The 26,378-nt window shown below is 41.4% G+C and carries 23 protein-coding genes; 20 read left to right on the top strand and 3 right to left on the bottom strand.

The annotated features are described in order from the left end of the window. Positions 1-57: 57 nt before the first annotated feature. The 4 genes from ACIGG7_RS10110 to mutL all read left to right on the top strand — a co-directional run bounded on the left by ACIGG7_RS10110 (position 58) and on the right by mutL (position 6,278). A complete protein-coding gene (locus ACIGG7_RS10110) occupies positions 58-873 on the top strand; it encodes a hypothetical protein (RefSeq protein WP_397549702.1) in 816 nt (271 codons plus the stop codon). 122 nt (positions 874-995) lie between these two features. Further along, positions 996-1,595 carry a DedA family protein gene (locus tag ACIGG7_RS10105; RefSeq protein WP_397549701.1) on the top strand — a complete coding sequence of 200 codons (600 nt, stop codon included), beginning with the start codon at positions 996-998 and terminating at the stop codon, positions 1,593-1,595. A 177-nt stretch (positions 1,596-1,772) separates the two neighbouring features. Continuing rightward, positions 1,773-4,388 (top strand): DNA mismatch repair protein MutS, encoded by a 2,616-nt coding sequence (mutS, locus tag ACIGG7_RS10100; RefSeq protein WP_397549700.1) that lies wholly within the window; start codon positions 1,773-1,775, stop codon positions 4,386-4,388. Between the two features lie 12 nt (positions 4,389-4,400). Next, positions 4,401-6,278: a DNA mismatch repair endonuclease MutL gene (gene mutL / locus ACIGG7_RS10095; RefSeq protein ID WP_397549699.1), complete on the top strand. Its 1,878-nt coding sequence runs from the start codon at positions 4,401-4,403 to the stop codon at positions 6,276-6,278. Positions 6,279-6,325: 47 nt separating this feature from the next. Here the strand turns inward: mutL and ACIGG7_RS10090 are convergent, their stop codons facing one another. Beyond that, the gene (locus ACIGG7_RS10090) at positions 6,326-6,772 is read right to left on the bottom strand and encodes a DUF4385 domain-containing protein (RefSeq protein ID WP_224941022.1); all 447 of its coding nucleotides are present in this window, start codon (positions 6,770-6,772) and stop codon (positions 6,326-6,328) included. 211 nt (positions 6,773-6,983) lie between these two features. Between ACIGG7_RS10090 and ACIGG7_RS10085 the strand changes: the two genes are divergently transcribed. The 7 genes from ACIGG7_RS10085 (at position 6,984) to spoVK (ending at position 15,415) form a co-directional block, all read left to right on the top strand. Next, the gene (locus ACIGG7_RS10085) at positions 6,984-8,021 is read left to right on the top strand and encodes a class I SAM-dependent methyltransferase (protein WP_397549698.1); all 1,038 of its coding nucleotides are present in this window, start codon (positions 6,984-6,986) and stop codon (positions 8,019-8,021) included. A gap of 127 nt (positions 8,022-8,148) precedes the next feature. Continuing rightward, positions 8,149-9,591: an FAD-binding oxidoreductase gene (locus tag ACIGG7_RS10080; protein WP_397550040.1), complete on the top strand. Its 1,443-nt coding sequence runs from the start codon at positions 8,149-8,151 to the stop codon at positions 9,589-9,591. After that, on the top strand, positions 9,588-10,154 hold the full coding sequence (locus tag ACIGG7_RS10075) for an MFS transporter (RefSeq protein WP_224941019.1): 567 nt from the start codon (positions 9,588-9,590) through the stop codon (positions 10,152-10,154). Before ACIGG7_RS10080 ends, ACIGG7_RS10075 begins: the two co-directional genes overlap by 4 nt. A gap of 97 nt (positions 10,155-10,251) precedes the next feature. Beyond that, positions 10,252-12,636 carry a penicillin acylase family protein gene (locus ACIGG7_RS10070; RefSeq protein ID WP_397549697.1) on the top strand — a complete coding sequence of 795 codons (2,385 nt, stop codon included), beginning with the start codon at positions 10,252-10,254 and terminating at the stop codon, positions 12,634-12,636. Between the two features lie 225 nt (positions 12,637-12,861). Further along, complete coding sequence (gene miaA, locus ACIGG7_RS10065) at positions 12,862-13,821, top strand: tRNA (adenosine(37)-N6)-dimethylallyltransferase MiaA (protein WP_397549696.1); 960 nt, start codon at positions 12,862-12,864, stop codon at positions 13,819-13,821. Between the two features lie 28 nt (positions 13,822-13,849). Further along, complete coding sequence (gene hfq / locus ACIGG7_RS10060; RefSeq protein ID WP_206850853.1) at positions 13,850-14,086, top strand: RNA chaperone Hfq; 237 nt, start codon at positions 13,850-13,852, stop codon at positions 14,084-14,086. A gap of 378 nt (positions 14,087-14,464) precedes the next feature. Next, positions 14,465-15,415: a stage V sporulation protein K gene (gene spoVK / locus ACIGG7_RS10055; RefSeq protein WP_224941018.1), complete on the top strand. Its 951-nt coding sequence runs from the start codon at positions 14,465-14,467 to the stop codon at positions 15,413-15,415. Positions 15,416-15,462: 47 nt separating this feature from the next. Here the strand turns inward: spoVK and ACIGG7_RS10050 are convergent, their stop codons facing one another. Further along, a complete protein-coding gene (locus tag ACIGG7_RS10050; protein WP_397549695.1) occupies positions 15,463-16,071 on the bottom strand; it encodes a trimeric intracellular cation channel family protein in 609 nt (202 codons plus the stop codon). Positions 16,072-16,277: 206 nt separating this feature from the next. Between ACIGG7_RS10050 and hflX the strand changes: the two genes are divergently transcribed. The 4 genes from hflX (at position 16,278) to glnA (ending at position 20,755) form a co-directional block, all read left to right on the top strand. After that, entirely contained in the window at positions 16,278-17,531 is a 1,254-nt protein-coding gene (gene hflX, locus ACIGG7_RS10045) for a GTPase HflX (RefSeq protein WP_397549694.1), read from the top strand. Between the two features lie 18 nt (positions 17,532-17,549). Then, positions 17,550-18,818 (top strand): methionine gamma-lyase family protein, encoded by a 1,269-nt coding sequence (locus tag ACIGG7_RS10040; RefSeq protein ID WP_397549693.1) that lies wholly within the window; start codon positions 17,550-17,552, stop codon positions 18,816-18,818. A gap of 148 nt (positions 18,819-18,966) precedes the next feature. Then, on the top strand, positions 18,967-19,383 hold the full coding sequence (locus tag ACIGG7_RS10035; RefSeq protein WP_224941014.1) for a MerR family transcriptional regulator: 417 nt from the start codon (positions 18,967-18,969) through the stop codon (positions 19,381-19,383). Positions 19,384-19,420: 37 nt separating this feature from the next. After that, positions 19,421-20,755 carry a type I glutamate--ammonia ligase gene (gene glnA, locus ACIGG7_RS10030; protein ID WP_397549692.1) on the top strand — a complete coding sequence of 445 codons (1,335 nt, stop codon included), beginning with the start codon at positions 19,421-19,423 and terminating at the stop codon, positions 20,753-20,755. Positions 20,756-21,032: 277 nt separating this feature from the next. Here the strand turns inward: glnA and lexA are convergent, their stop codons facing one another. Then, complete coding sequence (gene lexA, locus ACIGG7_RS10025) at positions 21,033-21,653, bottom strand: transcriptional repressor LexA (RefSeq protein WP_224941012.1); 621 nt, start codon at positions 21,651-21,653, stop codon at positions 21,033-21,035. 157 nt (positions 21,654-21,810) lie between these two features. On the opposite strand from lexA, the gene yneA reads away from it, so the two are divergent. The 5 genes from yneA to ACIGG7_RS10000 all read left to right on the top strand — a co-directional run. Continuing rightward, a complete protein-coding gene (yneA, locus tag ACIGG7_RS10020) occupies positions 21,811-22,137 on the top strand; it encodes a cell division suppressor protein YneA (protein ID WP_224941011.1) in 327 nt (108 codons plus the stop codon). Positions 22,138-22,148: 11 nt separating this feature from the next. Continuing rightward, complete coding sequence (locus tag ACIGG7_RS10015) at positions 22,149-22,799, top strand: YneB family resolvase-like protein (RefSeq protein WP_397549691.1); 651 nt, start codon at positions 22,149-22,151, stop codon at positions 22,797-22,799. A gap of 94 nt (positions 22,800-22,893) precedes the next feature. Beyond that, on the top strand, positions 22,894-23,127 hold the full coding sequence (locus ACIGG7_RS10010) for a DUF896 domain-containing protein (RefSeq protein ID WP_224941009.1): 234 nt from the start codon (positions 22,894-22,896) through the stop codon (positions 23,125-23,127). 281 nt (positions 23,128-23,408) lie between these two features. After that, a complete protein-coding gene (gene tkt / locus ACIGG7_RS10005; protein WP_397549690.1) occupies positions 23,409-25,412 on the top strand; it encodes a transketolase in 2,004 nt (667 codons plus the stop codon). A 580-nt stretch (positions 25,413-25,992) separates the two neighbouring features. Next, on the top strand, positions 25,993-26,378 hold a 386-nt coding region (locus ACIGG7_RS10000), incomplete at its 3' end, for a helix-turn-helix domain-containing protein (protein ID WP_397549689.1).

The following is a 26,378-nucleotide window of genomic DNA, read 5'->3' as shown; positions in this document are numbered from 1 at the left end:
GAATGAATGAATCGATGAGCAGGGAACAGAAAATAAAGAAAAAAAGAGGTTTCGTACATGCTTTTTAGACTTACGCTTATTATGTCATTGCTCCTAGTGTTCGGAGAGAAGCCTGCAGGAGCCATGCCGAGTTTTCAAGTGGAAATCCTGCCCTGGAATCAAGTTGAAGAAATTCTTCCAAAATATTCATATTTTACAATCATCGATGTAGATACCGGGTTGTCTTTTAACGTTCAACGAAGGGCTGGAAGCAAACATGCAGATGTGCAGCCGGTTACAGAAAAAGACACAGAAATGATGAAAACTATTTATGGTGGGACTTGGAGCTGGGACCGTCGTGCAATTCTTGTGTTGGTAAACGACAAGCTCATTTCTGCCTCCATGAATGGGATGCCACACGGTGGAGGTGCCCTCCAAAATAATTTTCCAGGCCATTTCTGTGTACATTTTTATGGAAGTACAACTCATAAGACACCCACTCCAGACTTAGCTCATAAAATCATGATATTGAAAGCGGGAGGTAAACTGGATCAATTTCTGTACCAGTCAGATCCATATGAATTAATCAGTTTCCTGGAAATAGCCATTAATCAACAGGATGAAAAACTTCTCTCACGCATCATGACAGGAAACAAGGGTCAGGTTCGTAAGGCTCTGTCCTCCGTGAAACATGTCCAAATTACGCAAAGATCGATCCTGCCAGTAGAGGATTTGCCTGCATTTGTAGCGTTGGATTTTCAGTTTAGGGTGAAGTGGATCAAATCAGATCACTCTCAAGAGGAAAAAAAGATCCAGTTTTATTTACTCAGAGACACGCCTGAGGATCAGTGGAAAATCGACGGTCAAACTTTTGCCGGTGAGATGGGCTTTTAGCATGGGAAAATTCCCCTGAATAGGATGGAAACTTATCCTTTTCTTGCGTTTTTAATCTCGAAAAGAGGGAAAAGGATAGATAAATGAATTGTGGAGGGAAATAACCGATGTTGGAGTTTGTCATGAATTTCATAAAGGAGCTGGGGATGTGGGGGTTATTCGCAGGAAATGCCATTGAAGCGTCCTCGCTGCCATTTCCAGGTGCCCTTGTAACACTGACTTATGGTTATGTATTAGATCCATCCTGGATGAAAGTATTCATGTTGGCATTTGCAAGCAGCATTATTTACACCATCTTTAGTTACATTCCATATGGAATTGGATATAAGCTGAAGGACAAGATCAAAGAGAAAACCAGTTCAAAGAAAATGGAAAAGGGGCAGAAATGGTTCCGTAAATGTGGTTTATGGAGTATAGCCATTACAAGACCTCTTGGCATCGGTAATTATATTTCTTATATTGCAGGAATTAGCAAAGTGAATAAGTGGAAGTTTGGTGGATTGACCTTTATTGGAATATTCCCGATTACACTCACAATGTTAATAGTCGGGATGAATGGCAATTTGAAATCCGTCCAAGCCTTGATGAGCGATCTCCAAACTTACCTTCTGGTTGGAGGGACTGTACTTATCGGTGGTTACTTTCTCTTTAAGTGGTATAAACGAAAAGAAAAGTCTGATTGTTTAAACGAAGATTCAAGTATGATCAAACAAGCAGAATAGATATTAAGAAAGTTCGCTCTTTACGAATAGAGAGCGGATTTTTTTGTTGGAAAATGGATATCCACGAATGGTAAGGGAATACACTTCCTCAATCTACTACATGCCTCAACCCTTGTCCTTATGATATAATGAATAGTTGAAAATAGCAGATTTACTTGGAAAGGTTTGAATGAAACCATGACACAATATACTCCAATGATAAAACAATATCTACAAGTGAAGGCAGAATATCAGGATGCCTTTTTATTTTTTCGTTTAGGCGATTTTTATGAAATGTTCTTTGATGACGCCATCGCTGCCTCGCAGGAACTTGAAATAACTCTGACAAGCCGTGACGGTGGTGGAAAGGAACGAATCCCCATGTGCGGTGTACCTTATCATTCCGCTCCAAACTACATAGAGCAACTGATTGATAAAGGGTTCAAAGTAGCGATTTGCGAACAGACAGAAGACCCGAAACATGCAAAGGGAGTTGTCCGAAGAGAAGTTGTTCAGCTCATTACTCCAGGTACCGTTATGGATGGAAAGGGCTTGAATGATAAAGAAAACAACTATATTGCATCCGTAAGCGATTTTGAAGATCAAACGTATGGTCTTGCCTACAGTGATTTATCGACCGGTGAAACAAAGGTAACCGTCGTTTCGGAAGGATTGCAAGCGCTGTTGAATGAATTATCCACGATTGGCGCGAAAGAAGTAGTCATTCACCCGGAATTGCCCGAAGAAGTCCAGGCAAAAATCAAAGAAAGAAGCGAGGTCACCTTATCATATGAGCGTGATTCTAGCATAGGACATGCGTTCAGCCAACTTGTTGATCCACTGAAACAAGAGAAACTCATTAAAGCTTCTTCTATCTTGTTTCATTATCTTTTCCGTACTCAGAAGAGAAGCTTGGACCATCTGCAAATTGTGGAACCGTATCAGCTTCATCAATTTATGAAAATGGATTACTATTCAAAGAGGAATCTGGAGCTGACGGAGACCATTCGTTCGAAAGGGAAAAAGGGATCTCTTCTATGGCTGCTTGATGAAACGATGACAGCTATGGGCGCAAGACTTTTGAAGCAATGGATTGATCGTCCTCTTATCCACAAACAGGATATCGTGAAGCGTCAAACTGTAGTAGAAGTGTTATTGGAACGTTTCTTCGAAAGGCAGGATCTCAGGGAACGGTTAAAGGAAGTGTACGATTTAGAGCGACTTGCAGGACGGGTAGCCTTCGGCAATGTCAATGCTAGGGATTTAATTCAGTTAAAGAAATCTTTACAGCAAGTACCTGTGTTAAAGCATTTAGTGGAATCCCTGGAGAATGAAGCGACCGATGATCTTGTCAGCAAGCTAGATCCTTGTGAAGAATTGACAGATCTTTTGGAACAGGCTTTAGTAGAAAATCCTCCGTTGTCCATTAAAGAGGGAAGCTTGATTCAGGACGGCTATCATGCTGAACTGGACCAGTATCGTGATGCAAGTAAGAACGGGAAATCATGGATTGCAAAACTTGAACGGGATGAAAGGGAACGAACCGGGATCAGGTCTCTCAAAGTCGGTTTTAACCGTGTATTCGGCTACTATATTGAAGTAACGAGAGCAAACCTTCATCATCTTGAAGAAGGCCGCTATGAACGGAAACAAACCTTAACGAATGCAGAACGGTTCATTACTCCTGAATTAAAAGAGAAGGAAGCGCTTATCCTTCAAGCGGATGAAAAAAGCGTGGATTTGGAATATGAACTATTCCTTGGTATTCGGGAAAGAGTGAAGGAATTTATTCCCCGACTTCAAAAATTGGCGAAACTCGTCAGCGAACTTGATGTCCTACAGTGCTTTGCTACAGTAAGCGAGAAGCGCCATTACACACGTCCAGTATTCAATGATGAGAGAAGGATCGAATTAAAAGAAGGAAGGCATCCTGTGGTGGAAAAAGTAATGGGTGCTCAGGAGTATGTTCCAAATGATTGTTACATGGATCAGGATAGAGAAGTGCTCCTCATTACAGGACCGAATATGTCAGGTAAGAGCACCTATATGAGGCAGGTGGCACTGACGAGCATCCTTGCTCAAATTGGTTGTTACGTGCCTGCAAGTGAAGCGAATCTGCCGATATTCGATCAAGTATTCACCCGAATCGGAGCAGCGGATGACTTAATATCCGGTCAGAGTACGTTCATGGTTGAAATGCTCGAAGCAAAGAATGCCATCATTCATGCCACTCAACAGAGCCTGATTCTGTTTGATGAAATCGGACGTGGTACCTCCACTTACGACGGAATGGCGCTGGCACAAGCCATCATTGAATACATCCATGAAAATATTGGTGCGAAAACATTATTCTCCACTCACTATCATGAGTTGACGGTGCTCGAAGCCGAGCTCCCTAAAGTGAAGAATGTACATGTAAGTGCAATGGAGCAAAACGGAAAGCTTGTCTTCCTTCATAAAATCAAGGAAGGGGCGGCGGATAAAAGTTATGGTATACACGTTGCCGAGCTTGCTGAACTGCCTGATGCCTTAATCCAAAGAGCGAATGAAATCCTTCTTGAGCTCGAACAAAAAGGGGACCACCAAACAACGATGGAAGTAGCGGCTTCAAGAGAGGCTATTCCAGAGGAGCAGGAAACAGCGGATCTTGCCCAGTTGTCCTTCTTTGAAGCAGGGAACTCTGTTAAAAAAGAAAAGCTCAACTCTAAAGAAAAGAAATGTATAGAGGAGCTTAAGAAGCTGGATATCCTGGAGATGACGCCGTTAGACGCTATGAACACACTCTATGGAATCCAAAAAAAATTAAAAAACTAAGGGGGTGAAACTGTGGTGAAAATCTTCCAGCTTGATGATTCCCTTTCCAATAAGATTGCTGCTGGTGAAGTGGTGGAGCGCCCGGCCTCAGTTGTGAAAGAACTCTTGGAAAACAGCATCGACGCAGGTGGGGACGTCATTGAGATCCACATTGAGGAAGCAGGACTTCAGTCCATACGCATCATAGATAACGGGGACGGCATTGAAGAAGAGGATGTTAGAACGGCATTTAAGAGGCATGCCACAAGTAAAATCAAAGACGAAAATGACTTGTTCCGTATCCGGACCTTAGGTTTCAGGGGAGAGGCTCTACCGAGTATTGCATCCGTTTCTCACTTCACGTTAAAAACGAGTACGGGGGATGGACCCGGAACAATCATTGAACTTGAAGGTGGGGAAGTGAATGCATTTGAAAACACTTCGTCCAGAAAAGGGACGGATATCACAGTTTCCCAACTGTTCTTCAATACACCTGCGCGATTGAAATATATGAAAACCATTCATACGGAGCTTGGGAATATAACAGATGTTGTCAACAGGATCGCGCTTGCTCACCCTGCCGTTTCAATTAAGCTCCTTCATAATGGGAAGTCTTTATTGCATACGAGTGGCAATGGAGATGTCCTTCAGGTTCTTGCGGCCATTTATGGAGTGGGGATAGCGAAGAAAATGGTTCCCATTGAAATGGAATCCCTCGATTTTAACGTGAAGGGGTATGTTTCCCTTCCTGAAGTAACCCGGGCATCAAGGAACTATATTTCTACCATGATCAACGGAAGGTTCATAAAGAACTATGCTCTGGCAAAAGCAATCGGAGAAGGGTATCATACCCTTCTTCCTATAGGGCGGCACCCCATTGTTCTTCTCAATATAGAAATGGACCCGATCCTGGTGGATGTGAATGTGCATCCTTCAAAGATGGAGGTCCGCATCAGCAAAGAATCTGAACTCAACGAATTGGTGACGGAAGGGATCAAAAAGGTTTTCAAAGGGAAGGAATTAATCCCCGCAGGATCCATAAGCCCTAAGGCAATGATTCCAAAATCGGAGCAAACCTTTATGAATCTGGACCATTCATCCAAACCGACAGAGGTAAAGGTAGGTAGTCAGGAGACAGTTCGAGAACGGCTTACTCCAAAAGAAGAGAGTGTTAACTTGTATGAGTCGACGCCTTCTTTCGATACCGGCAGGGATTCTGAGGCGTCAGGATTGAATGACGCACAAGTTCGAGAGCGATCCGATAATTTGGAGGGTATTCTTCAGGAAGAAAAGACGATCGAAGACATCGAGGATGTACATGCGCTTCCCAGGGTTCCCCCTCTATATCTAGTCGGGCAGATGCACGGCACATATATATTTGCTCAAAATGAACGTGGGCTTTATATCATTGACCAACATGCTGCCCAGGAAAGAATTAAGTATGAATTCTATAAAGAAAAGGTCGGAGAAGTTGCCAAAGAACTTCAGGAACTCCTTGTCCCCCTTACTCTGGAGTTTTCGACGGATGAGTATATCAAAATCAATGAACATCGCTCACTCCTTGAAGAAGTCGGGGTGTTCCTTGAAGATTTCGGACATAATAGTTTCATAGTAAGGGCACATCCTCAATGGTTTCCAAAAGGGGAGGAACAGCAGACCATTGAAGATATGATCGAACAAATCATTAAAATGAACAAAGTCGATATTAAAAAACTTCGTGAAGAAGCGGCCATCATGATGAGCTGTAAAGGTTCCATCAAAGCGAATCATTATCTGCGCCATGAAGACATGCAGGCATTGCTGGACGAACTGAGAAAGACGAGTGACCCGTTCACCTGCCCGCACGGTCGTCCCATCATCATCCACTACTCGACGTATGAAATGGAGAAAATGTTCAAACGAATCATGTAAAGAAAGAGGGGAATGGACCATGAAGCGGTTCATTCCCCCTTTGATGATTATCCGTAATTCTTTTGGTGTTCTTTTTTCCGTTTTAAATAGTCTTCATCCTCTCTTGCTAATGTCCATTTAGTTTCGAATATAGCAGCAGATTCAGCTTTTTGTTCATCTATCTCTCGCTCGTTAATCTCCCCATCTTTATTATATTTCTTCCCACCTGGATAATTGGCGTACCGTCTGGAACGTGTATACCCCATCTGAAGAAATTTCCTGGCCATGTCCATTCCTACAAAATCATTCTCCTTTTTATATTTGAGAAACATGCAATAGATGCTGTTAGATGATTTTTCAGCTATATCCGGTGTCTTAAATCTCCATTCGGGGAGAATTTCACTTTTATATGGTTCTACGAGTAATACGCCTTGTTCCCCGCGTCCAACCCGATATTTCTCTGGATGCTTCCGAAAGTCGGTGGATTCAAAGTCAAGATCGTAATCAAAGGGCACGTCCTTCACCTCCTAAAATATTTCTACCCAAATCTATCACAGAAGAAACGAGAGAGGGTACCTCCATTTTATTACCTGTAATATTATTATGGTAACTAGATGTTATAGGAACATGTTTAATATTGACTGAAAAAAAGAGGGTTTCTTACAACCTTTCGTTAATGTATATAGTGAGGAATGAATGTTGCTCTAAAAAGGGAGGAAGGGTTGGATGATAGAGGTCGAAACATCTATCAACAATGAAATATTACGGGAAGAAACGTATCTGGAGGCATCTCATCGGGTAGACAAGAGGCAGTTTTCTGAGAAGGAGTATAATAAATTTGTGAAAGTGAAGGGTGTCAGGGATTGGTCTACTTTAACTTGGAAAGATGTTGGAAAACCGTATCAGGTTACGACTTTTGCTAAAGAGAAAACAGACTGGGAAAAAGATAATGGAACATCACTACCTGTCCATACCTCTTGGGAAATGTTTAACCGTTCTTTCCATGAATGGTTTGTGAAGGACGTTCCTTCTGAATTGAAAGGGACGCGAAGTCGCATAGTCCAAAATGCTTTAAATTTGAATGTGAGAAACTCTAAAAAAGCATTGGGAGACTATCTCAGATTACATTTATGGAATTATGTGCATCGAATTCAGGATGGAGTGTGGGACCCCAGAGGAAAGAGAGCGTTATTCAGTGGACTGGATGTCGTTAAGCCTAGGATATTATTTTTAGGTGCAGCAGAAGGGTATGAAGGAATGCAGCTTGCAGCTCTTTACCCCGGTAGTGAAATTGTAATGGTGGATTATGATCCATTTTGCCGAGATACCCGTTATCACGAATTTCCTGATTCTTACCCTTTCCTTGGACCAAATCCCTCAACCGGAGGGTTTAAAACCTATTACAAAGGTGATTTTTCAATATCTTATATTGTTTCGGATATTAGAGAGTTAACCTTCGGAAAAGAATTTGATATTGTATTGAGTGTAGGATTACTAGAACATTTTCCGGATGAATATAAGCCTGAAGTGGTTGAATGGCATCGTAAATTCTTAAAGCCTGGTGGGTATATGGTACTTACCACACCAAGAGCACAGCTTAAATCCAAAGTGTATTATGAAGTAATGGCAGATGTCATGAATCATACTTACCGAGAACTAATGAATGTAGAACAAATGGGGCTGTATTTATATGAAAATGGAGCGGATATTTTACAACACGGTTATATTAAAGTTCATAACGGAGTCATTGCGAAAGCAAGGTAAAGAGTAAGAAGCCTTAGATTAATATAATCTGAGGCTTTTTATTTTTGAGAAATCCATTGAATATTTCTTTTGTTAGTGTAAAATTACACTAAAAGAGTAAAGGGTGATGTAATTAATGTGCACATTCATCAAGGGGAAGAGAAGATTATGGTTGATAATCGTTTTTATCATTATTTCCTATATGTTGATATATAGGTTGGAATCAACTAATAGTGAATCGAAAAACATCATTACAGATGTCAGCAGATTAATGCCCACAAAAATTGAAAAAGTCGTCAAGGGGAATGAAGAAAAGAGCATTGTGGCTGCATTGACAAAAGCAAGAGAGGAAGATCTAAAAGTATCGATTGCCGGTAAGAGACATAGTCAAGGCGGGCATACGTTTTACCCTGATGGGGTCGTACTGGATATGACGAATTTTGATAAAGTGCTTGGTGTTGATCCTGTTAATAAGACTGTCCATGTGGAGAGTGGGGCTACTTGGGATGATATACAACAAGCTGTAAATCCACATGGGCTTTCTGTGAAAGTGATGCAGTCGCAAAATATTTTTACAGTTGGAGGGTCATTATCCGTTAATGCCCATGGCAGGGATATACGGAATGGATCGTTAATTGAAACGGTGAATTGGTTCCGCTTGTTAAAGCCAGACGGTGATATCATCACCGTTTCAAGAGAGGAGAACAGAGAGTACTTCCCATTGGTCATTGGGGGATACGGGTTGTTTGGAGTGATATTGGACGTTGAACTTCAACTTACATCAGATGAATTACTAACAATGGATACAGAGGAAATGACATCTGATGAATATGAAGAATATTTTAACCAGCATGTCTTATCGGATGAAAAAGTGAAAATGCATTTAGCAAGGCTTTCTACTGCACCGGATTCGTTTCTGGAAGAAATGTACGTGACCAATTACAAAGCTAGTGACCAACAGGAGCTATACAATGAATATAATACTTTGAAAAAAGAAGAATATACGTTTCTAACAAAATTCCTCCTGGGTCTCTCAAGAGATTTTGATTGGGGGAAGGATCTCTTTTGGGATATGCAGAAGTCATTTTTCGATAAGAGTAATGGTCAGCTGGAAACCAGAAATAATGTCATGCGATCAGAGTCAGAGTTCTTAGAATACAACGGTAAAAACGACACAGATATTTTGCAGGAGTATTTTATACCTGTAGATGAGTACGAGGAATATATCGACGATTTAAGGGTGTACTTAACGGAAGAAGACATAAATTTAATGAACATAACAGTAAGGTACGTCAACAGGAGTGAAGAAGCATTACTATCTTATGCGAAAGAAGACATGTTCGCACTTGTCCTGTTGATCAACCAGGGAATGGGAGTAAAAGAAAAAAAGAAGACAGGTGATACCATCCGTGGCATGATCGATATCACCATTGAACATGGAGGAAGCTATTATCTCCCTTATTACAAATACCCTACTCTCGATCAGTTTCATGAAGCGTATCCATATGCAGAAGAGTTTTTTAACTATAAGCGAACATTCGACCCAGGAGAACGTTTTGTGAATTTATTTTATGAGGAGTATGGAAAATGAAATGGTTAATTGTGTCTCAAAGCTTTGCCATGGTGGCAGCCAGTGTGTCTTTTCCGTTTTATTTACTTTTTATCCAAAACATCGGTAGTGACATATCAAGTTTTGGTTTTGCATATGGATTGTTTACGTTAAGTTCAGCCCTCAGTCACCGATTCATAGGAAGACTGTCTGATATAGTAGGAGGGCAAATTCTGCTAGTCGTATATAGTTTGGGTATGAGTTTCTTGTTCTTGTTCATACCTTCTACAGGTTCCATCCAGGAGGTATACCTCATACAGATTGTTCTTGGAACCCTCGGTGCTCTCCAAAAGACGTCAGAGAAAGTGGTAATCAGTGACGTGACAGTACAAGGATCAAGAGGAAAGAATATCGGGATGTATCATTTTTGGACCGCACTTTTCTCGAGTATTGCCGTGATGGGAACCGGTTTGATTTTGGAGTATTTTACGATTCATTTTCTTTTCTATGCGTGCTCTCTTTTCTTCTTAGCCAGTGGGTTCGTACTTTTATTATTTTGGTCCAAATTGAAGCACACGGATCGTCCTATGACTGGATGTAAATAAAATCTCCTGTATAAGAGAAGGAATTACCCTTCAAAAAGGCTAATATTAAATATAGCATCATTTTCGGAAAATTCTATATATTACAGGGGGATTAGAAATGAATGGAGGTATTGAGCTTCAAAGGCAGAAAAAGAATAAGCGTCTGAAATTGACATTGTATACGGCGGGAGCCATATTATTTATCCTGCTAGGACTTTTGATCTTCGTAAATTATTACATTGACAGATCACTCCCGGTTACGACAGGTACCATTTCAATGAAAGGATTATCAAATGATGTAATCGTTATGAGAGATGATGAAGGGGTGCCTCATATTCAGGCTAAAGATGAAAAAGACCTTTATATGGCTCAGGGGTATGTACAAGCACAGGACCGATTATTCCAAATGGATCTAAGTCGTCGCCAGGCATCTGGACGATTGAGCGAAGTAGTTGGAGAGAAAGCGGTAGATCGTGATAAATTCTTTCGTACATTTGGTTTGAGGAGGGCAGCGGAGGTTTCCTTTACCGCTTATCCTAATGAATCGAAGCAGCTTCTGGAATGGTACGCTGATGGGGTCAATGCATTTATAGAAGAAGCGAAAGACGAAGGCAGACTACCTTTTGAATTTACACTCTTAGGATACAAGCCTGAAAAATGGACACCGATCGATTCATTAACGATAGGTAAATATATGGCATTTGATTTAGGTGGTCATTGGCAGGGGCAGGCATTCCGGTACTGGGCTCTTGAGAATCTCCCAAAAGACAAGGCATATGATCTTTTTCCTTCTTATCCGGAAGAAGCACCTGTTATCCTCTCAGATAGTGGGGAAGGAAACATCGATCTGAAGCAATCATTCGCATCAGCCGTCATCCCCCCTGAATTTAATGGAAGCAATAACTGGGTGGTCGGCGGGGACAAAACGGAGAGTGGTAAGCCTTTACTAGCAGACGATCCCCATCTTTCATTAGGGACTCCTTCCATATGGTATCAGATGCATCTTGAATCACAGGATGTAAATGTGAGCGGGGTGATATTTGCAGGAATACCCGGAATCATCCTTGGTCATAATGAACAAATTGCATGGGGTGTCACAAACACAGGTCCTGATGTACAGGACTTGTACGTAGAAAAAAGAAATACAGAAAATCCCGAACAGTTTTTGTATGATGGAAAATGGGAAAAAGCGACCATCGTGGATGAACCGATCAAAGTAAAAGACAGCGAGACCATCCCTTATAAAGTGACCATCACGAGGCATGGGCCGGTCATTTCTGAGTTTGCTCATCAAAATGAAAGCGAAAAGGTGCTCTCGATGCGCTGGACAGCCTTAGATCCGAGTCTCGAACTCTCTGCCATTATTAATATCAACAAGGCGAAGAATTGGACAGAATTTGAAGAAGCATTAAAAGACTTTCATGTGCCCACACAAAATTTCGTATTTGCCTCTAAGGATGGGACGATAGCATACAAGGCGAATGGTAAAATACCGATCAGGAAAAAAGGGGATGGACTTCTTCCTGTTCCTGGCTGGGATCCCGATTATGAATGGCAGGGCTACATCCCATTTGATGAACTCCCGAAAGTGATAAACCCGGAAGCAGGCTTTGTGGCTACAGCGAACAATAAAGTCGTGACGGACGACTATCCATACCATATCAGTCATCATTGGGCACAGCCGTATCGCTATATGAGGATCTCAGAATACTTGAAAGAAAAAGATACACTGACTCTTTCTGATATGGAAAAACTTCAAATGGATCAAACGAATTTACATGCCAGGGAATTTGTTCCTATCATGACTGTGGATTTAGAGAAAGCTTCGTTAACAGCTGAACAAAGAAATGCTCTAGAAATATTACATTCGTGGAATTATGTAGATGACAAAGATTCAGCGGCACCCCTTATATTTCATCAGTGGATGAACGAAATATCTACGGGACTTTTTCAAAACGAAGTACCTGAGGAAATGATGAAAATGTTCGAAGGTCGCCAAAGTGTAGTCGATGAACTCTTACGCAGAGCTCACGCCGGGGAAGAGTCCCAGTGGTTTGTAGATCGTGGGGGCTATGAAAGATTTCTGGCTTCATCCCTGTCAAAAGCAGTGAAGGAGCTTGAGGTGGCATATGGATCATCAATGAACGATTGGGAATGGGGAATGTATCATAAAGTGTACTTCGAACACCCATTATCAAGTGCTTCTCCAATCCTAAAGAGGTTCTTGAATGATAAAGAGCCCGTACCTGTAGGAGGGAGCAGGGTGACAGTGGAAGCTGCCAGTTATAATGATGAAGGGATTGTCAATCACGGTGCCTCCTGGAGATTCGTGATCGATACGTCAGATATGTCCAGTGGCTATCATATCGTTGGTCCAGGCCAGGCAGGTCACTACAAAAGTGAGTGGTATCAAGATCAAATTGACGCCTGGGTAAATGGAGATTATCATAAAACCTCCCTTGAAAGTTCAGGTAGGGATCAATTGATATTGAAACCGGAATAAACATGAACAGCTTGAAGAGATACTCCTTCAAGCTGTTTTAACTGGAACGGATGCTAAAATGACGTTTTAGCATTTTCAGAATGGGGTACAATCATTTCAAAGAAGAAAGTTGGTTTGAATAAAACGTACTGGAAAAGGAAATACTGACAAGATGTGATTTCATCGCCTCTATTATTATGGTACGATAATATGTAAAAGAGCATTTACATAGAAAGCAGTGAACATATGACTAGAATGGAAAAAGAGAAAGTGATTGTTCTTATTGGTCCAACTGCTGTAGGGAAAACCAATACGAGCATTGAGCTTGCAAAAAGGTTTGATGGAGAAATTATAAGTGGGGACTCCATGCAAATCTATAGAAAAATGGATATAGGCACTGCCAAAATAACGACAGATGAGATGGAGGGCATCCCCCATCACTTGCTTGACATAAAAGATCCTGATGAGCCTTTTTCTGTAGCAGAGTTTCAACAGCTCGTCAGAAAGAAGATATCCGAGATTCATTCACGGGGGAAAATTCCTCTGATTGTTGGAGGAACTGGCCTATACATTCAAGCGGTCCTATATGACTACCATTTCACAGAAACGCCTGGCGATGAAGAGTATCGGGCGGAGTTGGAAGCTCAGGGAGATAAACGTGGATCCGTTTGGCTCCATCAGCAGCTTGAAAAAGTCGATCCTATCTCTGCGAAAAATATCCACCCCAACAATATACGCCGTGTGATCCGCGCATTGGAAATATTTCATTGTACAGGAAAGACCATGAGTGAGTACCAGGAAGGTCAATCACATGAACTGCAGTATGATGTGGCGTTGGTTGGTCTAACTATGGACAGGGATATTTTATATAAACGAATCAATTTACGGGTAGATGTCATGATGAATCTTGGCCTTTTAGATGAAGTGAAAGGACTCTATGATGAAGGTGTAAAGGACGTTCAGTCGGTACAGGCGATAGGGTATAAAGAACTTTATGACTACTTCGACGGTAAGATCGGTCTGGATCAGGCAATTGAAACCCTTAAGCAAAACTCCAGAAGGTATGCCAAACGCCAACTTACTTGGTTCAGAAATAAAATGGCTGTTACCTGGTATGATATGACGGAAGGAAGTCAACACTCCAAAATTATTGATGATATTTCAGAATTTATTGCAGGAAAGCTTCAATTAAAGTCGAATAAGTAAATGTAGAGATAGAAGAGGAGGACTAACCATGAAACAATCCATTAATATCCAAGATCAATTCCTTAATCAATTGCGAAAAGACGGTTCACTCGTAACAGTATTCCTTTTAAATGGCTTTCAGATTAGAGGCCAGGTAAAGGGGTTTGATAATTTTACCGTCCTGTTTGAAACAGAAGGTAAGCAACAACTGGTATACAAACATGCCATCTCAACATTCGCACCACAGCGAAATGTTCAAATAAATTTCGAAGAACAAACGAATTAAGGTTCATAGTAAAAGCTGCCCTTTGTGGCAGCTTTTTATTTTGGCTTGATTATCGAAAGATTAATTAATGAAATGATTTGTAAGTGAATAGGATGATAAGAGAGGCTTTTTTTGATATGATCAAATGCCTCCCTTGACAAGAAAATGCACCCTGTAATCTATATGAAGGGGCTATTAACTGATGAAACTTGTTAAGCAATAAACGGAGGGTATAAACGAATCATTGCATGAACAACGTAATTCTATTTATTTCTCGGGAAAGCGCAGGAATAGACAGGATTCTTTTTATTTGTCGAAAAAAATAGATGAAGTAGCAGATGCGTATCACCCTTACACCCTATAAGCGTATTTTGTCCTTAGAATGGCGAGGTGAATTAGTTGGATCAACCAATGAGAATGAAAAATAACGGTCAAATCAGCATTGTGCTAAATTCTCAGAAAAGGAGTTCAGTCCGTGAAACATTAGAGTCAATCCCTCAATCCATTCCTCAAGAGCACGTAGCATTAAAAGAAATTGAAGAAGAACTTGGATCTCTTGTTGGTATGGAAGAGATGAAGAAGATGGTGAAGGAAATTTATGCTTGGATATATGTTAATAAAAAAAGGGAAGCTATGGGGCTGAAGGCTGGAAAACAAGCTCTTCATATGATGTTTAAAGGCAATCCGGGAACAGGGAAAACCACCGTTGCAAGAATAATAGGAAAGCTGTTCCTGAAGATGAATGTGCTCTCGAAAGGCCATTTGATCGAGGCTGAGAGGGCTGACCTGGTTGGGGAATATATAGGTCATACGGCACAAAAAACAAGGGACTTGGTGAAGAAGGCTTTGGGGGGCATCCTATTCATCGATGAAGCTTATTCACTTGGAAGAGGCGGGGAAAAGGATTTTGGAAAAGAGGCAATCGACACGCTTGTGAAACATATGGAAGATAAGCAGCATGATTTCATCTTGATCCTGGCAGGGTATTCCAGAGAGATGGAACACTTTCTTACATTGAATCCTGGTCTTCAATCACGATTTCCACTAGTGTTTCATTTTCCTGACTATTCTGTTGATCAACTTATGGAAATCGGTAAAAGGATGTTGGATGAGAAACAGTACTTATTGAGTCATGATGCAGAAAGAAAGATTCGCGATCATTTGAATGCAGCTAAAAATACATTATCTCCAATGGCATTTTCCAATGGCCGTTATGTGAGGAACATCCTTGAAAAGTCGATAAGAGCTCAGGCAATGAGACTATTATTGGAGAATTGTTTTGATCGACACGATCTGTTAACCATTCGCAGTAACGACCTGGTGTTTACGAAAAGTACAACAGAGTCATGATAAGAACAATAAAAAAACAATGCATTCAGATGTGAATGCATTGTTTTTTATACATGGGCCCGTAAGCTTCGATTCGGCAGCCTCCACTTATATAAATAGGAAAGAACGCGTAAAGCCGTCGTAATGATGAATAGCGAATACAGTTCTAAGGCAGTATGAACAATGTCAAGTCCTATGGTAGCTCCGCAAAGGACTGCCCACACCGCGTAAATTTCAGATCGCAGGACTAAAGGTTTCCGGCCGGCTAGAAGATCGCGAATGATTCCCCCGCCACTACCAGTTAAAACGGCTGCTACGATAATCGCACTGATAGGATGATTCATTTCAGAAGCATATAATGCCCCTTGGATAGCAAAAGCTGATAGCCCGATAGCATCAAAGAAATTTCCCCATCTTCTCCAATGCTTTAAAAGATTGTTGGGGAATAAAAAAACCGCTGTAATGGAAAGGAGGGCAATCTGAAATAGCATGCCCTGCTCCCACAAAGCCGAAACTGGTACACCGATCAGTAAATTCCGAATGGCTCCTCCACCAAATGCAGTGACAATCCCTAATATATATACACCTAGAATATCATATTCCTCTTCCATGGCAATGATAGCTCCTGAAATAGCAAAAGCAATGGTACCTATGATGCTCAATACTTCCCATGTCATACACATCCCCCTCTCACCTTATTACAATATGCTACATGCCATTATGTAGAATCTTGAAAGTGTGTTTATTGTCGTAATCAAACATACTGATTTTAACACGAATGCGCGTTTTTGCAACCATTTTTCATTGCTTTTTACATAGAGTTTACGAGATGGATTTGGTATGATGAGAAATAGAATCAAAAATGAAGAAAGAAGGATGATGATTGAAGAAAGAACGGAAAGAAAAAGTCATACTGGTTGGCTGTCAGCTCGAAGAAGACGACCTGCGTTTTCAATATAGTTTGACTGAGCTTGAAGAGCTGACCGAAACCGCACAAGGTCAGGTTGTGAATGTGATAACTCAAAAGCGTGACCGGGTTCACCCGAGTACATATATTGGAAAAGGGAAAGTGGAGGAGCTGATTCTTCTCGAAGAACAGTTTGAACCTGATATTATCATCTTTAATGATGAACTATCTCCCAGTCAGATCAGAAATTTATCAAAAGAGGTAAACGCAAAGGTGATCGACCGTACCCAGCTGATATTGGACATCTTTGCCGGACGTGCCCGTTCCAGGGAAGGGAAATTACAGGTAGAGCTTGCTCAACTTCAATATTTGCTTCCGAGACTGATCGGGCAAGGCGCATCCCTTTCAAGATTAGGCGGAGGGATAGGCACGAGGGGACCAGGTGAGACCAAACTGGAAAGCGATCGGCGCCATATTCATCGACGAATCGACGAGATTAAGAAGCACTTACAAATCATAGTGGATCATAGAGAAAGGTACCGAGAAAGAAGAAAACGGAACAAAGCTTTTCAAATAGCCCTGGTCGGTTATACAAACGCTGGAAAATCCACCTTATTCAATCGGATTTCAATGGCGGAATCCTACGAAGAAAATCAATTATTCGCTACCTTGGATCCAATGACAAGAAAAATGCCTTTACCCAGTGGTTATCAGACGTTACTAACGGATACTGTAGGTTTTATTCAAGATTTACCGACCACTTTGGTTGCTGCATTTCGATCGACCCTTGAAGAGGTGAAGGAGGCTGACCTTCTTCTTCATATCGTAGACAGTTCCAATCCGGATTACATCCAGCATGAGAAGACGGTACAATCGTTGTTGACCGAGTTGAATATGGAAGGGTTGCCACAACTTACTGTCTATAACAAAATGGATGCCATGGTTCCGGATTTTGTTCCTTCCGGGGAATCGGACACTATCCAGATCAGTGCCTTGAACGAGGAAGACCGAGGAAAACTGTTAATGAAAATAGAGGGAATCGTGAAAAAACATATGATTCAGTATCATGTGTTCATTCCTGCAGATGAAGGAAAGCTCCTTTCTCAGCTAAAGAATGATACTATCTTAACGAAATTAGATTTTCTGGAAGAAAGAACAGTTTATGAACTAACCGGGTTTTACCTGGAAGACCACCCTGTCGCAGGGAGCATCAAGAAATATCAAAGGTAGAAGGGATACAAAAATCTTATGTTTGAACAATTAGTAAATGAAATGACTTTAAAACCACTTGTAACAAAAGTGGAACAAAACATACAAGAAATCCACAAGCAAATCGATGGACGTGCTGAAAGTAACCAATTTAAGGTTTTGCGATCATTTCAGAAACACCGGGTCAGTGATTCGCATTTTATACCTTCAACAGGTTATGGTTACGATGATGCAGGGAGAGACACGTTGGAAAGTATCTACGCGGATGTATTTGGGGGAGAGGCAGGTCTTGTAAGGCCACAAATCATTTCCGGGACTCATGCCATTTCCATTGCCTTATTCGGAGTACTTCGACCAGGTGATGAACTTCTTTACATCACAGGAAAGCCATATGATACATTGGAGGAAATTGTCGGTGAACGGGGTGAATCGACGGGTTCCCTTAAGGACTTTCAAATTGGCTATCAAAGTGTTGATTTAGATATGGAAGGAAAGGTCGATTTTGAAGAGGTTTCAAGAAGAATATCATCACGAACGAAAATGGTGGGAATTCAACGTTCGAAAGGGTATGCAAACCGACCTTCCTTTACAATAGAAGAAATAAAAGAAATGATAACCTTCATTAAAGAGATCAATCCTGAAATCGTTGTATTTGTCGATAACTGCTACGGAGAATTCGTAGAAGAACAGGAACCTTGTCATGTCGGGGCGGATCTGATGGCGGGATCCCTTATAAAAAATCCGGGTGGAGGACTTGCTAAGACTGGTGGCTATATCGTAGGTAAGAAAGAATTCGTAGAAGCCTGTTCTTATCGAATGACATCTCCAGGGATTGGAGCTGAAGCCGGTGCTTCCCTATACAGCCTGCAGGAAATGTATCAAGGGTTCTTTTTGGCACCTCACGTAGTCGCTCAATCACTGAAGGGGGCAGTCTTTACATCGGCTCTGTTAACAGAAATCGGGATGAATACGAATCCATCTCCATATGCTACTCGTACTGATTTGATACAATCGGTGCAATTTGACGATAGAGAAAAAATGATCGCATTTTGTCAGGCGATTCAGTTTGCGTCCCCGATTAATTCACATTTCACTCCATTACCAAACTATATGCCCGGTTATGAGGATGATGTCATTATGGCCGCTGGAACATTTATACAAGGATCAAGCATCGAATTATCAGCTGATGGACCAATTAGACCACCGTATGTAGCGTATGTCCAAGGTGGATTGACATATTCTCATGTCAAAATTGCTGTATGTTCAGCAGTAGACAATTTGATCGAAAAAGGTTTAATCACTATTTGAAAAGGATAATAAAGTAGTAATTGGATAGTCTAATTCTGACTATCCTTTTCTTTTGGTTTCTCATGTAAGAAAATCTAACATTTCATTGACAGAACTCCTGACGTTACATATAATATACTCAAGAAGGAAAACAAAAGGAGGAATCAAGATGAGCGAAAGTGAAATTCGTCGAACGATGGCATTGTTTCCAATTAGTATTGTCATGCAGCTCACGGACTTAACAGCTCGTCAGATTCGATACTATGAAGAGCACCAATTGATTAACCCGGCAAGAACCGAGGGGAATCGCAGGCTCTTTTCCTTGAATGACATTGATAAGTTATTAGAAGTAAAGGATTTGTTAGATCAAGGTATCAACATGGCCGGTATCAAGAAAATCTTTTCTGTTTCCAGTCATAATGAAAAGAAAGTAGTATCTGACGTAAGTGATGAAAAGGAAGAAAAGGCACGACAGGATCTATCTGACGACGAACTTCGTAAATTGCTACGAAATGAACTGATGCATTCCGGTCGTTTCAATCGATCAAGTCTTCGTCAAGGTGATATGTCACGCTTTTTTCATTAAATAAACCTTTAATTAAACTTGAGGAGGAATTACGTAAATGGCAAAGTATACTCGAGAAGATGTGTTAAGATTAGCGAATGAAGAAGGGGTTAAATTCATTCGACTACAATTCACTGATATTTTAGGGACGATAAAGAATGTAGAAATCCCTTTAAGTCAGCTTGAAAAAGCATTGGATAACAAGATGATGTTTGATGGGTCTTCAATCGAAGGGTTCGTTCGTATTGAAGAATCAGATATGTACCTTTTCCCTGATTTAGACACATGGTTAGTATTCCCATGGACAGCCGAAAAAGGTAAAGTAGCCCGACTAATCTGTGATATTTACAATCCTGATGGCACTCCATTTGAGGGAGATCCTCGTAATAATCTAAGACGTATCTTAGGTGAGATGGAAGAGCTAGGGTTTACTGACTTCAATCTTGGACCTGAGCCGGAATTCTTCCTCTTTAAATTAGATGTAAATGGCGAACCAACTCTTGAACTGAACGACAACGGCGGATACTTTGACTTAGCTCCTACCGATCTTGGGGAGAACTGCCGTCGTGACATCGCATTGGAACTTGAAGAGATGGGCTTTGAAATCGAAGCATCTCACCATGAGGTAGCTCCTGGTCAGCATGAGATCGATTTCAAATATGCGAATGCATTAAAAGCTTGTGACGATATTCAAACATTTAAATTGGTGGTTAAAACGATTGCACGTAAACATGGTTTACACGCAACATTCATGCCGAAGCCATTATTTGGTGTCAATGGTTCTGGTATGCACTGTAATATGTCCTTATTCAAAAACGGTGTAAACTCTTTCTTTGATGAAAAAGGTGACTTACAACTAAGTGATACAGCACGCCAATTCCTTGCTGGTATCATTAAGCATGCTACTGACTTTACAGCGATCACAAACCCGACTGTAAACTCATACAAGCGACTAGTACCAGGATATGAAGCGCCATGTTATGTTGCGTGGTCTGCACGTAACCGTAGCCCGTTAATCCGTATTCCTGCATCACGTGGATTGAGTACTCGTGTAGAAGTGCGCAGTGTCGATCCTGCGGCAAACCCTTACCTTGCAATGGCTGTCTTATTAGCAGCAGGATTGGATGGGGTTAAGAATAACCTGCAAGCTCCTAAACCGATTGACCGTAACATCTATGTCATGGACAAAAAAGAGCGTGAGGAAGCAGGTATCGTAGATCTTCCAGCAACATTATATGCAGCTCTTGAAAACCTTAAGACAAATGAAGTCATCGTGAAATCACTAGGAGAACACATCTTCGAACATTTCGTAGAAGCAAAAGAAATCGAATGGGATATGTTCCGTACACAAGTACATCCTTGGGAGCGCGAGCAATACATCCAAATGTATTAATAGAAGTAAAAAACCTCGACATCTTGTGTGTCGAGGTTTTTTTGGTTTTTATACACTTTTTCCATCGTGAAGCCAGTCTTTCTACGTCTCATTTTCAACCTCTTAGTTCTTTGTTAAACCAATAAAACACCTTAACTCCCTGATACTGATCTTGAGTATAAAGCAGCTGCGAACATGCTCCACACTTCCTATTCAATCCTTTGGCAGATGTATTCCCTATATAAATGTTAACAAAAAACAAAAATCCCGCTACGCACAATTCGTAGCGGGATGATTATTAATGCACTTGACGATAAACTCCGACCACTTTACCCAAAATCGAAACATTTCTCAATATAATAGGCTCCATGGTTGAATTTTCGGGCTGTAGTCGAACATAGTCCCTTTCTTTAAAGAAACGTTTGACTGTTGCCTCATCTTCATCTGTCATGGCAACGACAATGTCGCCATTATTGGCTGTTTGCTGCTGGCGTACGATGACAAAGTCCCCGTCGAGGATTCCGGCCTCTATCATACTATCCCCCATGATTTCCAGCATGAAGACCTGTTCATCCGAAGGGGCCATCCGTTCGGGGAGGGGGAAGAATTCTTCCACGTTTTCGACTGCTGTAATGGGCTGACCGGCTGTTACCTTACCGATTAATGGGACATTGACAACTCTTTGTCGAGGAATGGTATCCTCTTCAAGATCCAGAATTTCAATTGCTCTTGGTTTGGTTGGATCGCGACGTATCAGACCTTTGCTCTCAAGCCTGGCTAAATGTCCGTGTACGGTGGAACTAGAAGCAAGACCGACGGCTTCCCCGATTTCACGTACGGAAGGCGGATAACCTTTTTCTCTAACTGAAACTTTAATATATTGGAGTATGTCTTGCTGTCTTTTAGACAATTTTGTCATGTTCACGCACCTCTATTATAGATCTTATGTTCCCATTATAGCATGTCTTTCCAATAGATACAAACATAAGTTCGAATTTGTGTTGACACCAAACGGATGTTCGTATTACAATGAATATATCGAAAACAGAACAAACATTCGCATGGAGGTAATTTATATGTTAACACATATTTGGTCTCGATTCTCTTATATAATCATATTATTTGTTTTAGCTCTTTTATCCGCTGTCTATTTATTAATCAATATCACAAACCAACCATCCTACCAAAGTATCACGGTCAAGAATGGTGACACTCTTTGGACCATTGCAAAACAGTATAATGAAGACTATTCTATGACAGTGGAAGAATTTATCGCCTGGGTGGGAGAGGAAAACGACTTAACCTCCTTTTCTATCAAACCCGGAGAATCACTTGTGTTGCCGATAGAAAATCCAACCATATCCACCCAATCAGATTATGAACTTGTCATGAATGAAGAATAGAGGGATAGAAGATGAAGGCGGTAATATACTGCAGGGTAAGTACGAAGAAAAATACGCAGGAAACTTCCTTGGAACGTCAAGAGGAAGAACTGGTCAAATTGGCATTAGATCATCAGTATGAAATCGAAGCGATCATAAAGGACCAAGCGAGCGGATTCGAGTTGGACCGTCCAGGTGTATTGGAACTCTTGGACATGGTGAAAGACCAATCGATCGAAGCTGTGTTCATACAGGACGAGACAAGGATCGGAAGGGGTAATGCGAAGATTGCCCTTATACACTGCTTATTAAAAGAAGAAGTGAAGATTGTCAGCCAGACTCATAGTGGTGAACTTCACTTATCTGAATCCGACTCAATGGTCATAAACATCGTCAGTATGGTGGAGGAATATCAAAGGAAGCTTCATAACCTGAAAATCAAAAGGGGTATGCAAAGGGCTGTTAGAAATGGCTTTAAACCACATAAAAATTTAAAAAACAAAGGCAATCAGGATGGAAGGGAACGCATTGAAGTGCCTGTCGAGGAAATTATAAGGTTAAGGAAAAATGAATTGACATTTGCTGAGATCGCAGCTACCCTAAGGGGGTTCGGCTACGATGTCTCAAAGGCAACGGTACATAGACGATTCAAGGAATATATGGCCTCGCTTGAAGATGCTTAACTCTTGTTTTATCTCCTTTAATCTAGTAACATGACGGTAGTATAATATACAACTGTTGGAACTAGCTGACTATGCAATAAAGGAGTTTTTATAGATGCTTTCAAAAACAAAAATGAACCGAATCAACGAACTTGCCAAAAAGTCCAAAGAAAAAGGACTTACAGAACAAGAAGCTAAAGAACAGACTAAATTGAGGAAAGAATACCTTGAAACGTTCCGTCAATCGATGAAAGGCACGATTGAAAATACGAGAATCTTTGATCCGGAAGGTAATGAAGTAACACCGAAAAAGATTCAGGATATACAAACCAAGAAAAAAATGCACTGATTTGAATGGCTGTCAGGTCTCTTTGTAAGAGATCTGGCAGCTTTTTACATGTGTGTTAAAGGGTGGGGATATATGAATGATATTTATTCACGATCAAGCACACACTGATTGACTACGTCTGGCAGAGATCAGCAGCGATTGGATAAACCCGTAAATAGGCATGTTCAAAGGTTTTTTATTTTCATGGATGATAAAGTCATGTTATCATTCAAGATAGTTGTATAAACTACCAAAGAAGATTAATATTAATAAGGTACATTAAAAGGAAGGATGTCTGACTTATGTTTGATAACACAGATCAATTAGCAATTAATACAATTCGTACATTATCAATCGATGCAATTGAAAAAGCAAATTCCGGTCACCCGGGGATGCCTATGGGAGCAGCTCCAATGGCGTATGCACTCTGGACAAGATTCATGAACCATAATCCTAAAAACCCTGATTGGTTCAACCGTGACCGCTTCGTTTTATCGGCAGGACATGGTTCGATGCTGTTATATAGCCTGCTTCATTTATCAGGTTATGATGTGTCAATGGACGATCTTAAGAATTTCCGTCAGTGGGGAAGTAAAACTCCAGGACACCCTGAATACAAGCACACACCTGGTGTAGAAGCCACGACAGGTCCGCTTGGTCAAGGAATCGCAATGGCGGTTGGTATGGCATTAGCCGAAAGACATCTGGCCACTACATATAACAAAGACCAGCACAACATGGTCGATCACTATACATACTCCATTTGTGGAGATGGTGACTTGATGGAAGGTGTATCCTCTGAAGCGGCATCGCTTGCAGCTCACCTTAAATTAGGACGTCTTGTTGTCTTATACGATTCGAACGATATTTCACTTGACGGAGACCTTGATAAATCGTTCTCTGAAAGTGTAAAAGGACGTTTTGAATCATATGGTTGGCAATACATCCGTGTTGAAGATGGTAATGACCTTGAAGAAATCTCGAAAGCCATCGAAGAAGCACAAGGAGATACTACCCGTCCAACAATGATCGAAGTGAAGACAGTCATAGGATACGGTGCTCCAAACAAATCAGGTAAATCAGCCGTTCACGGTGCCCCTCTTGGTGAAGACGAAATGAAGCTGACTAAAGAAGCATACCAGTGGACGTTCGACCAGGATTTCCATGTTCCTGATGAAGTTTACAGCCGCTTCGAGGAAAAAATACAACAAGCTGGATCTGCGAAAGAACAGGATTGGGCTAATCAATTCATTAAATATAAAGAAGATCATCCTGAACTAGCGGCTCAATTAGAGGCAGCAATCAAAGGTGAGCTTCCTGAAGGCTGGGATAAGGACATCCCTGTCTATGAAGAAGGAAAGGCATTAGCGAGCCGGGCTTCTTCAGGAGAAGTATTAAATGCAATTGCTAAAAATCTTCCTTCATTCATCGGTGGTTCTGCTGACTTGGCAGGTTCGAACAAAACGATGATCAAAGATGAAAAAGACTTCATGCCTGAATCATATGAGGGCCGTAATATCTGGTTTGGTGTTCGTGAATTCGGTATGGGTGGTGCTATGAATGGTATGGCCCTACATGGTGGCCTCCATGTATTCGGAGGTACATTCTTCGTATTCAGTGACTATTTAAGACCAGCTATTCGTTTAGCGGCTCTAATGGGCTTACCTGTGACGTATGTATTTACACATGATAGCATCGCTGTAGGGGAAGACGGTCCAACACATGAACCTGTAGAACAACTTGCATCCCTGCGTGCTATGCCAAACCTTTCTGTCATTCGCCCTGGTGATGGTAATGAAGTGGCAGCTGCTTGGAAGTTATCCTTGGAATCTAAGGATCAGCCAACGATGTTAGTTCTATCCCGTCAGGACCTGCCTACTCTTAAAGGTACGGCAGATAAAGCATACAATGGGGTAAATAAAGGAGCATATGTCGTTTCAGCTTCTGGTAAAGACCAACCTGATGCGCTCTTGATTGCGACTGGATCTGAAGTGCATCTTGCCGTGGACGCGCAAAATGCACTTGAGAAAGACGGCATCAGTGTATCTGTTGTGAGTATGCCTTCTTGGGACCGTTTCGAAAAACAATCAAAAGAATATAAAGAATCTATCTTGCCTAAAGCAGTTAAAAAGCGCTTGGCAATTGAGATGGGATCTCCAATGGGTTGGGATCGTTATGTTGGGGATGAAGGTGACATCTTAGCGATCAATGGTTATGGTGCATCTGCTCCTGGAGCGAAAGTCATGGAAGAGTATGGCTTCACTTCAGATAATGTTGTATCAAGAATCAAAGCGTTACTTCAGTAATTCTAAATGTAAAAGATCAACTCCTTACACTCTTTAAGGAGTTGGTCTTTTTATTTGTAAAGCTGTTTTCGTAAACATTGTTGCTTTTGGATGTAGCGAGTGGCGGTTGATTTCCGCTACAGGTGCTCGCTTTCCGCGGGGCTGGCGGTGAGCCTCCTCGGCTGCGCCTGCGCGGTCTCAAGATCCAGCTATGGCGGCTAGCCCCTCGAGGTCATAAGGCGAGTCGGGCCTGACCAAGCCGCCTTCGCTTTTCGTCCTGTCCAGCGTTTCCCGCAGGAGTCGAGCACCTTCCGCTCCAATCAACTGACGAAAACTTTGACTATCACAAAGGAAATGTGGAGATTGCGTATACCACTGCTTTATCATTCGTTGCAGTGACTGATTTTATTTAATAATCCTTTACTTTTTTTAAACTGATGGTCACAAACCATTATGCTCTGTCAACTACTTACTACTTTAGAGGGTGAAGGAAACTGCGAAGACTCCTACGGAAAACGGGCGTGCCGAGACCCCGGAAGCGGTTTTGAGCTGCACCCCTATTGTTGGACACCCCAATCAACAATAGGAGGTGCCCGCACCAATGGCCAAGTTTACACAGGAACATAAACTTTACGTTGCCAAACGTTATCTAAATGAACTAGTCAGTTATCGAGACCTAGCGTATCAAGTTGGCATAGACGATTCCATTCTCCGTTACTGGGTAATGTTAGTTCGTCATCATGGGGATGAAGCATTTACCTTTCCCTATACAAACTATCCTTCTGCCTTTAAACTGAGGGTAATTCAATTTATTTCGGAGAAGAATTGCTCCATTCGAAAGGCATCAGCCATATTTCAAATCCCTGATCCCACTATGGTTCGTAGATGGGTGAAAAAGTGGGAAAGAGCTGGAGAAGATGCCTTCGGATCTTTAGAAATGAGGCCTTCTACAATGACAGCTAATCAAAAGAAAAAGAAGATGAAAGA

It is taken from the genome of Rossellomorea sp. NPDC077527, from assembly GCF_044542955.1.
Classification (GTDB): Bacteria; Bacillota; Bacilli; order Bacillales; family Bacillaceae_B; genus Rossellomorea; species Rossellomorea aquimaris_E.
The sequence above is the reverse complement of the archived record's forward strand: the minus strand, read 5'-3'. Positions and strand labels throughout refer to the sequence as shown.

Coding starts and splice junctions, on each gene's coding strand:
- ACIGG7_RS10110 (WP_397549702.1), top strand. CDS start 58: ATGCTTTTTAGACTTACGCTTATTATGTCATTGCTCCTAGTGTTCGGA.
- ACIGG7_RS10105 (WP_397549701.1), top strand. CDS start 996: ATGAATTTCATAAAGGAGCTGGGGATGTGGGGGTTATTCGCAGGAAAT.
- mutS (WP_397549700.1), top strand. CDS start 1,773: ATGACACAATATACTCCAATGATAAAACAATATCTACAAGTGAAGGCA.
- ACIGG7_RS10085 (WP_397549698.1), top strand. CDS start 6,984: ATGATAGAGGTCGAAACATCTATCAACAATGAAATATTACGGGAAGAA.
- ACIGG7_RS10075 (WP_224941019.1), top strand. CDS start 9,588: ATGAAATGGTTAATTGTGTCTCAAAGCTTTGCCATGGTGGCAGCCAGT.
- ACIGG7_RS10070 (WP_397549697.1), top strand. CDS start 10,252: ATGAATGGAGGTATTGAGCTTCAAAGGCAGAAAAAGAATAAGCGTCTG.
- miaA (WP_397549696.1), top strand. CDS start 12,862: ATGACTAGAATGGAAAAAGAGAAAGTGATTGTTCTTATTGGTCCAACT.
- hfq (WP_206850853.1), top strand. CDS start 13,850: ATGAAACAATCCATTAATATCCAAGATCAATTCCTTAATCAATTGCGA.
- ACIGG7_RS10050 (WP_397549695.1), bottom strand. CDS start 16,071: ATGACATGGGAAGTATTGAGCATCATAGGTACCATTGCTTTTGCTATT.
- ACIGG7_RS10040 (WP_397549693.1), top strand. CDS start 17,550: ATGTTTGAACAATTAGTAAATGAAATGACTTTAAAACCACTTGTAACA.
- ACIGG7_RS10035 (WP_224941014.1), top strand. CDS start 18,967: ATGAGCGAAAGTGAAATTCGTCGAACGATGGCATTGTTTCCAATTAGT.
- glnA (WP_397549692.1), top strand. CDS start 19,421: ATGGCAAAGTATACTCGAGAAGATGTGTTAAGATTAGCGAATGAAGAA.
- lexA (WP_224941012.1), bottom strand. CDS start 21,653: ATGACAAAATTGTCTAAAAGACAGCAAGACATACTCCAATATATTAAA.
- yneA (WP_224941011.1), top strand. CDS start 21,811: ATGTTAACACATATTTGGTCTCGATTCTCTTATATAATCATATTATTT.
- ACIGG7_RS10015 (WP_397549691.1), top strand. CDS start 22,149: ATGAAGGCGGTAATATACTGCAGGGTAAGTACGAAGAAAAATACGCAG.
- ACIGG7_RS10010 (WP_224941009.1), top strand. CDS start 22,894: ATGCTTTCAAAAACAAAAATGAACCGAATCAACGAACTTGCCAAAAAG.
- tkt (WP_397549690.1), top strand. CDS start 23,409: ATGTTTGATAACACAGATCAATTAGCAATTAATACAATTCGTACATTA.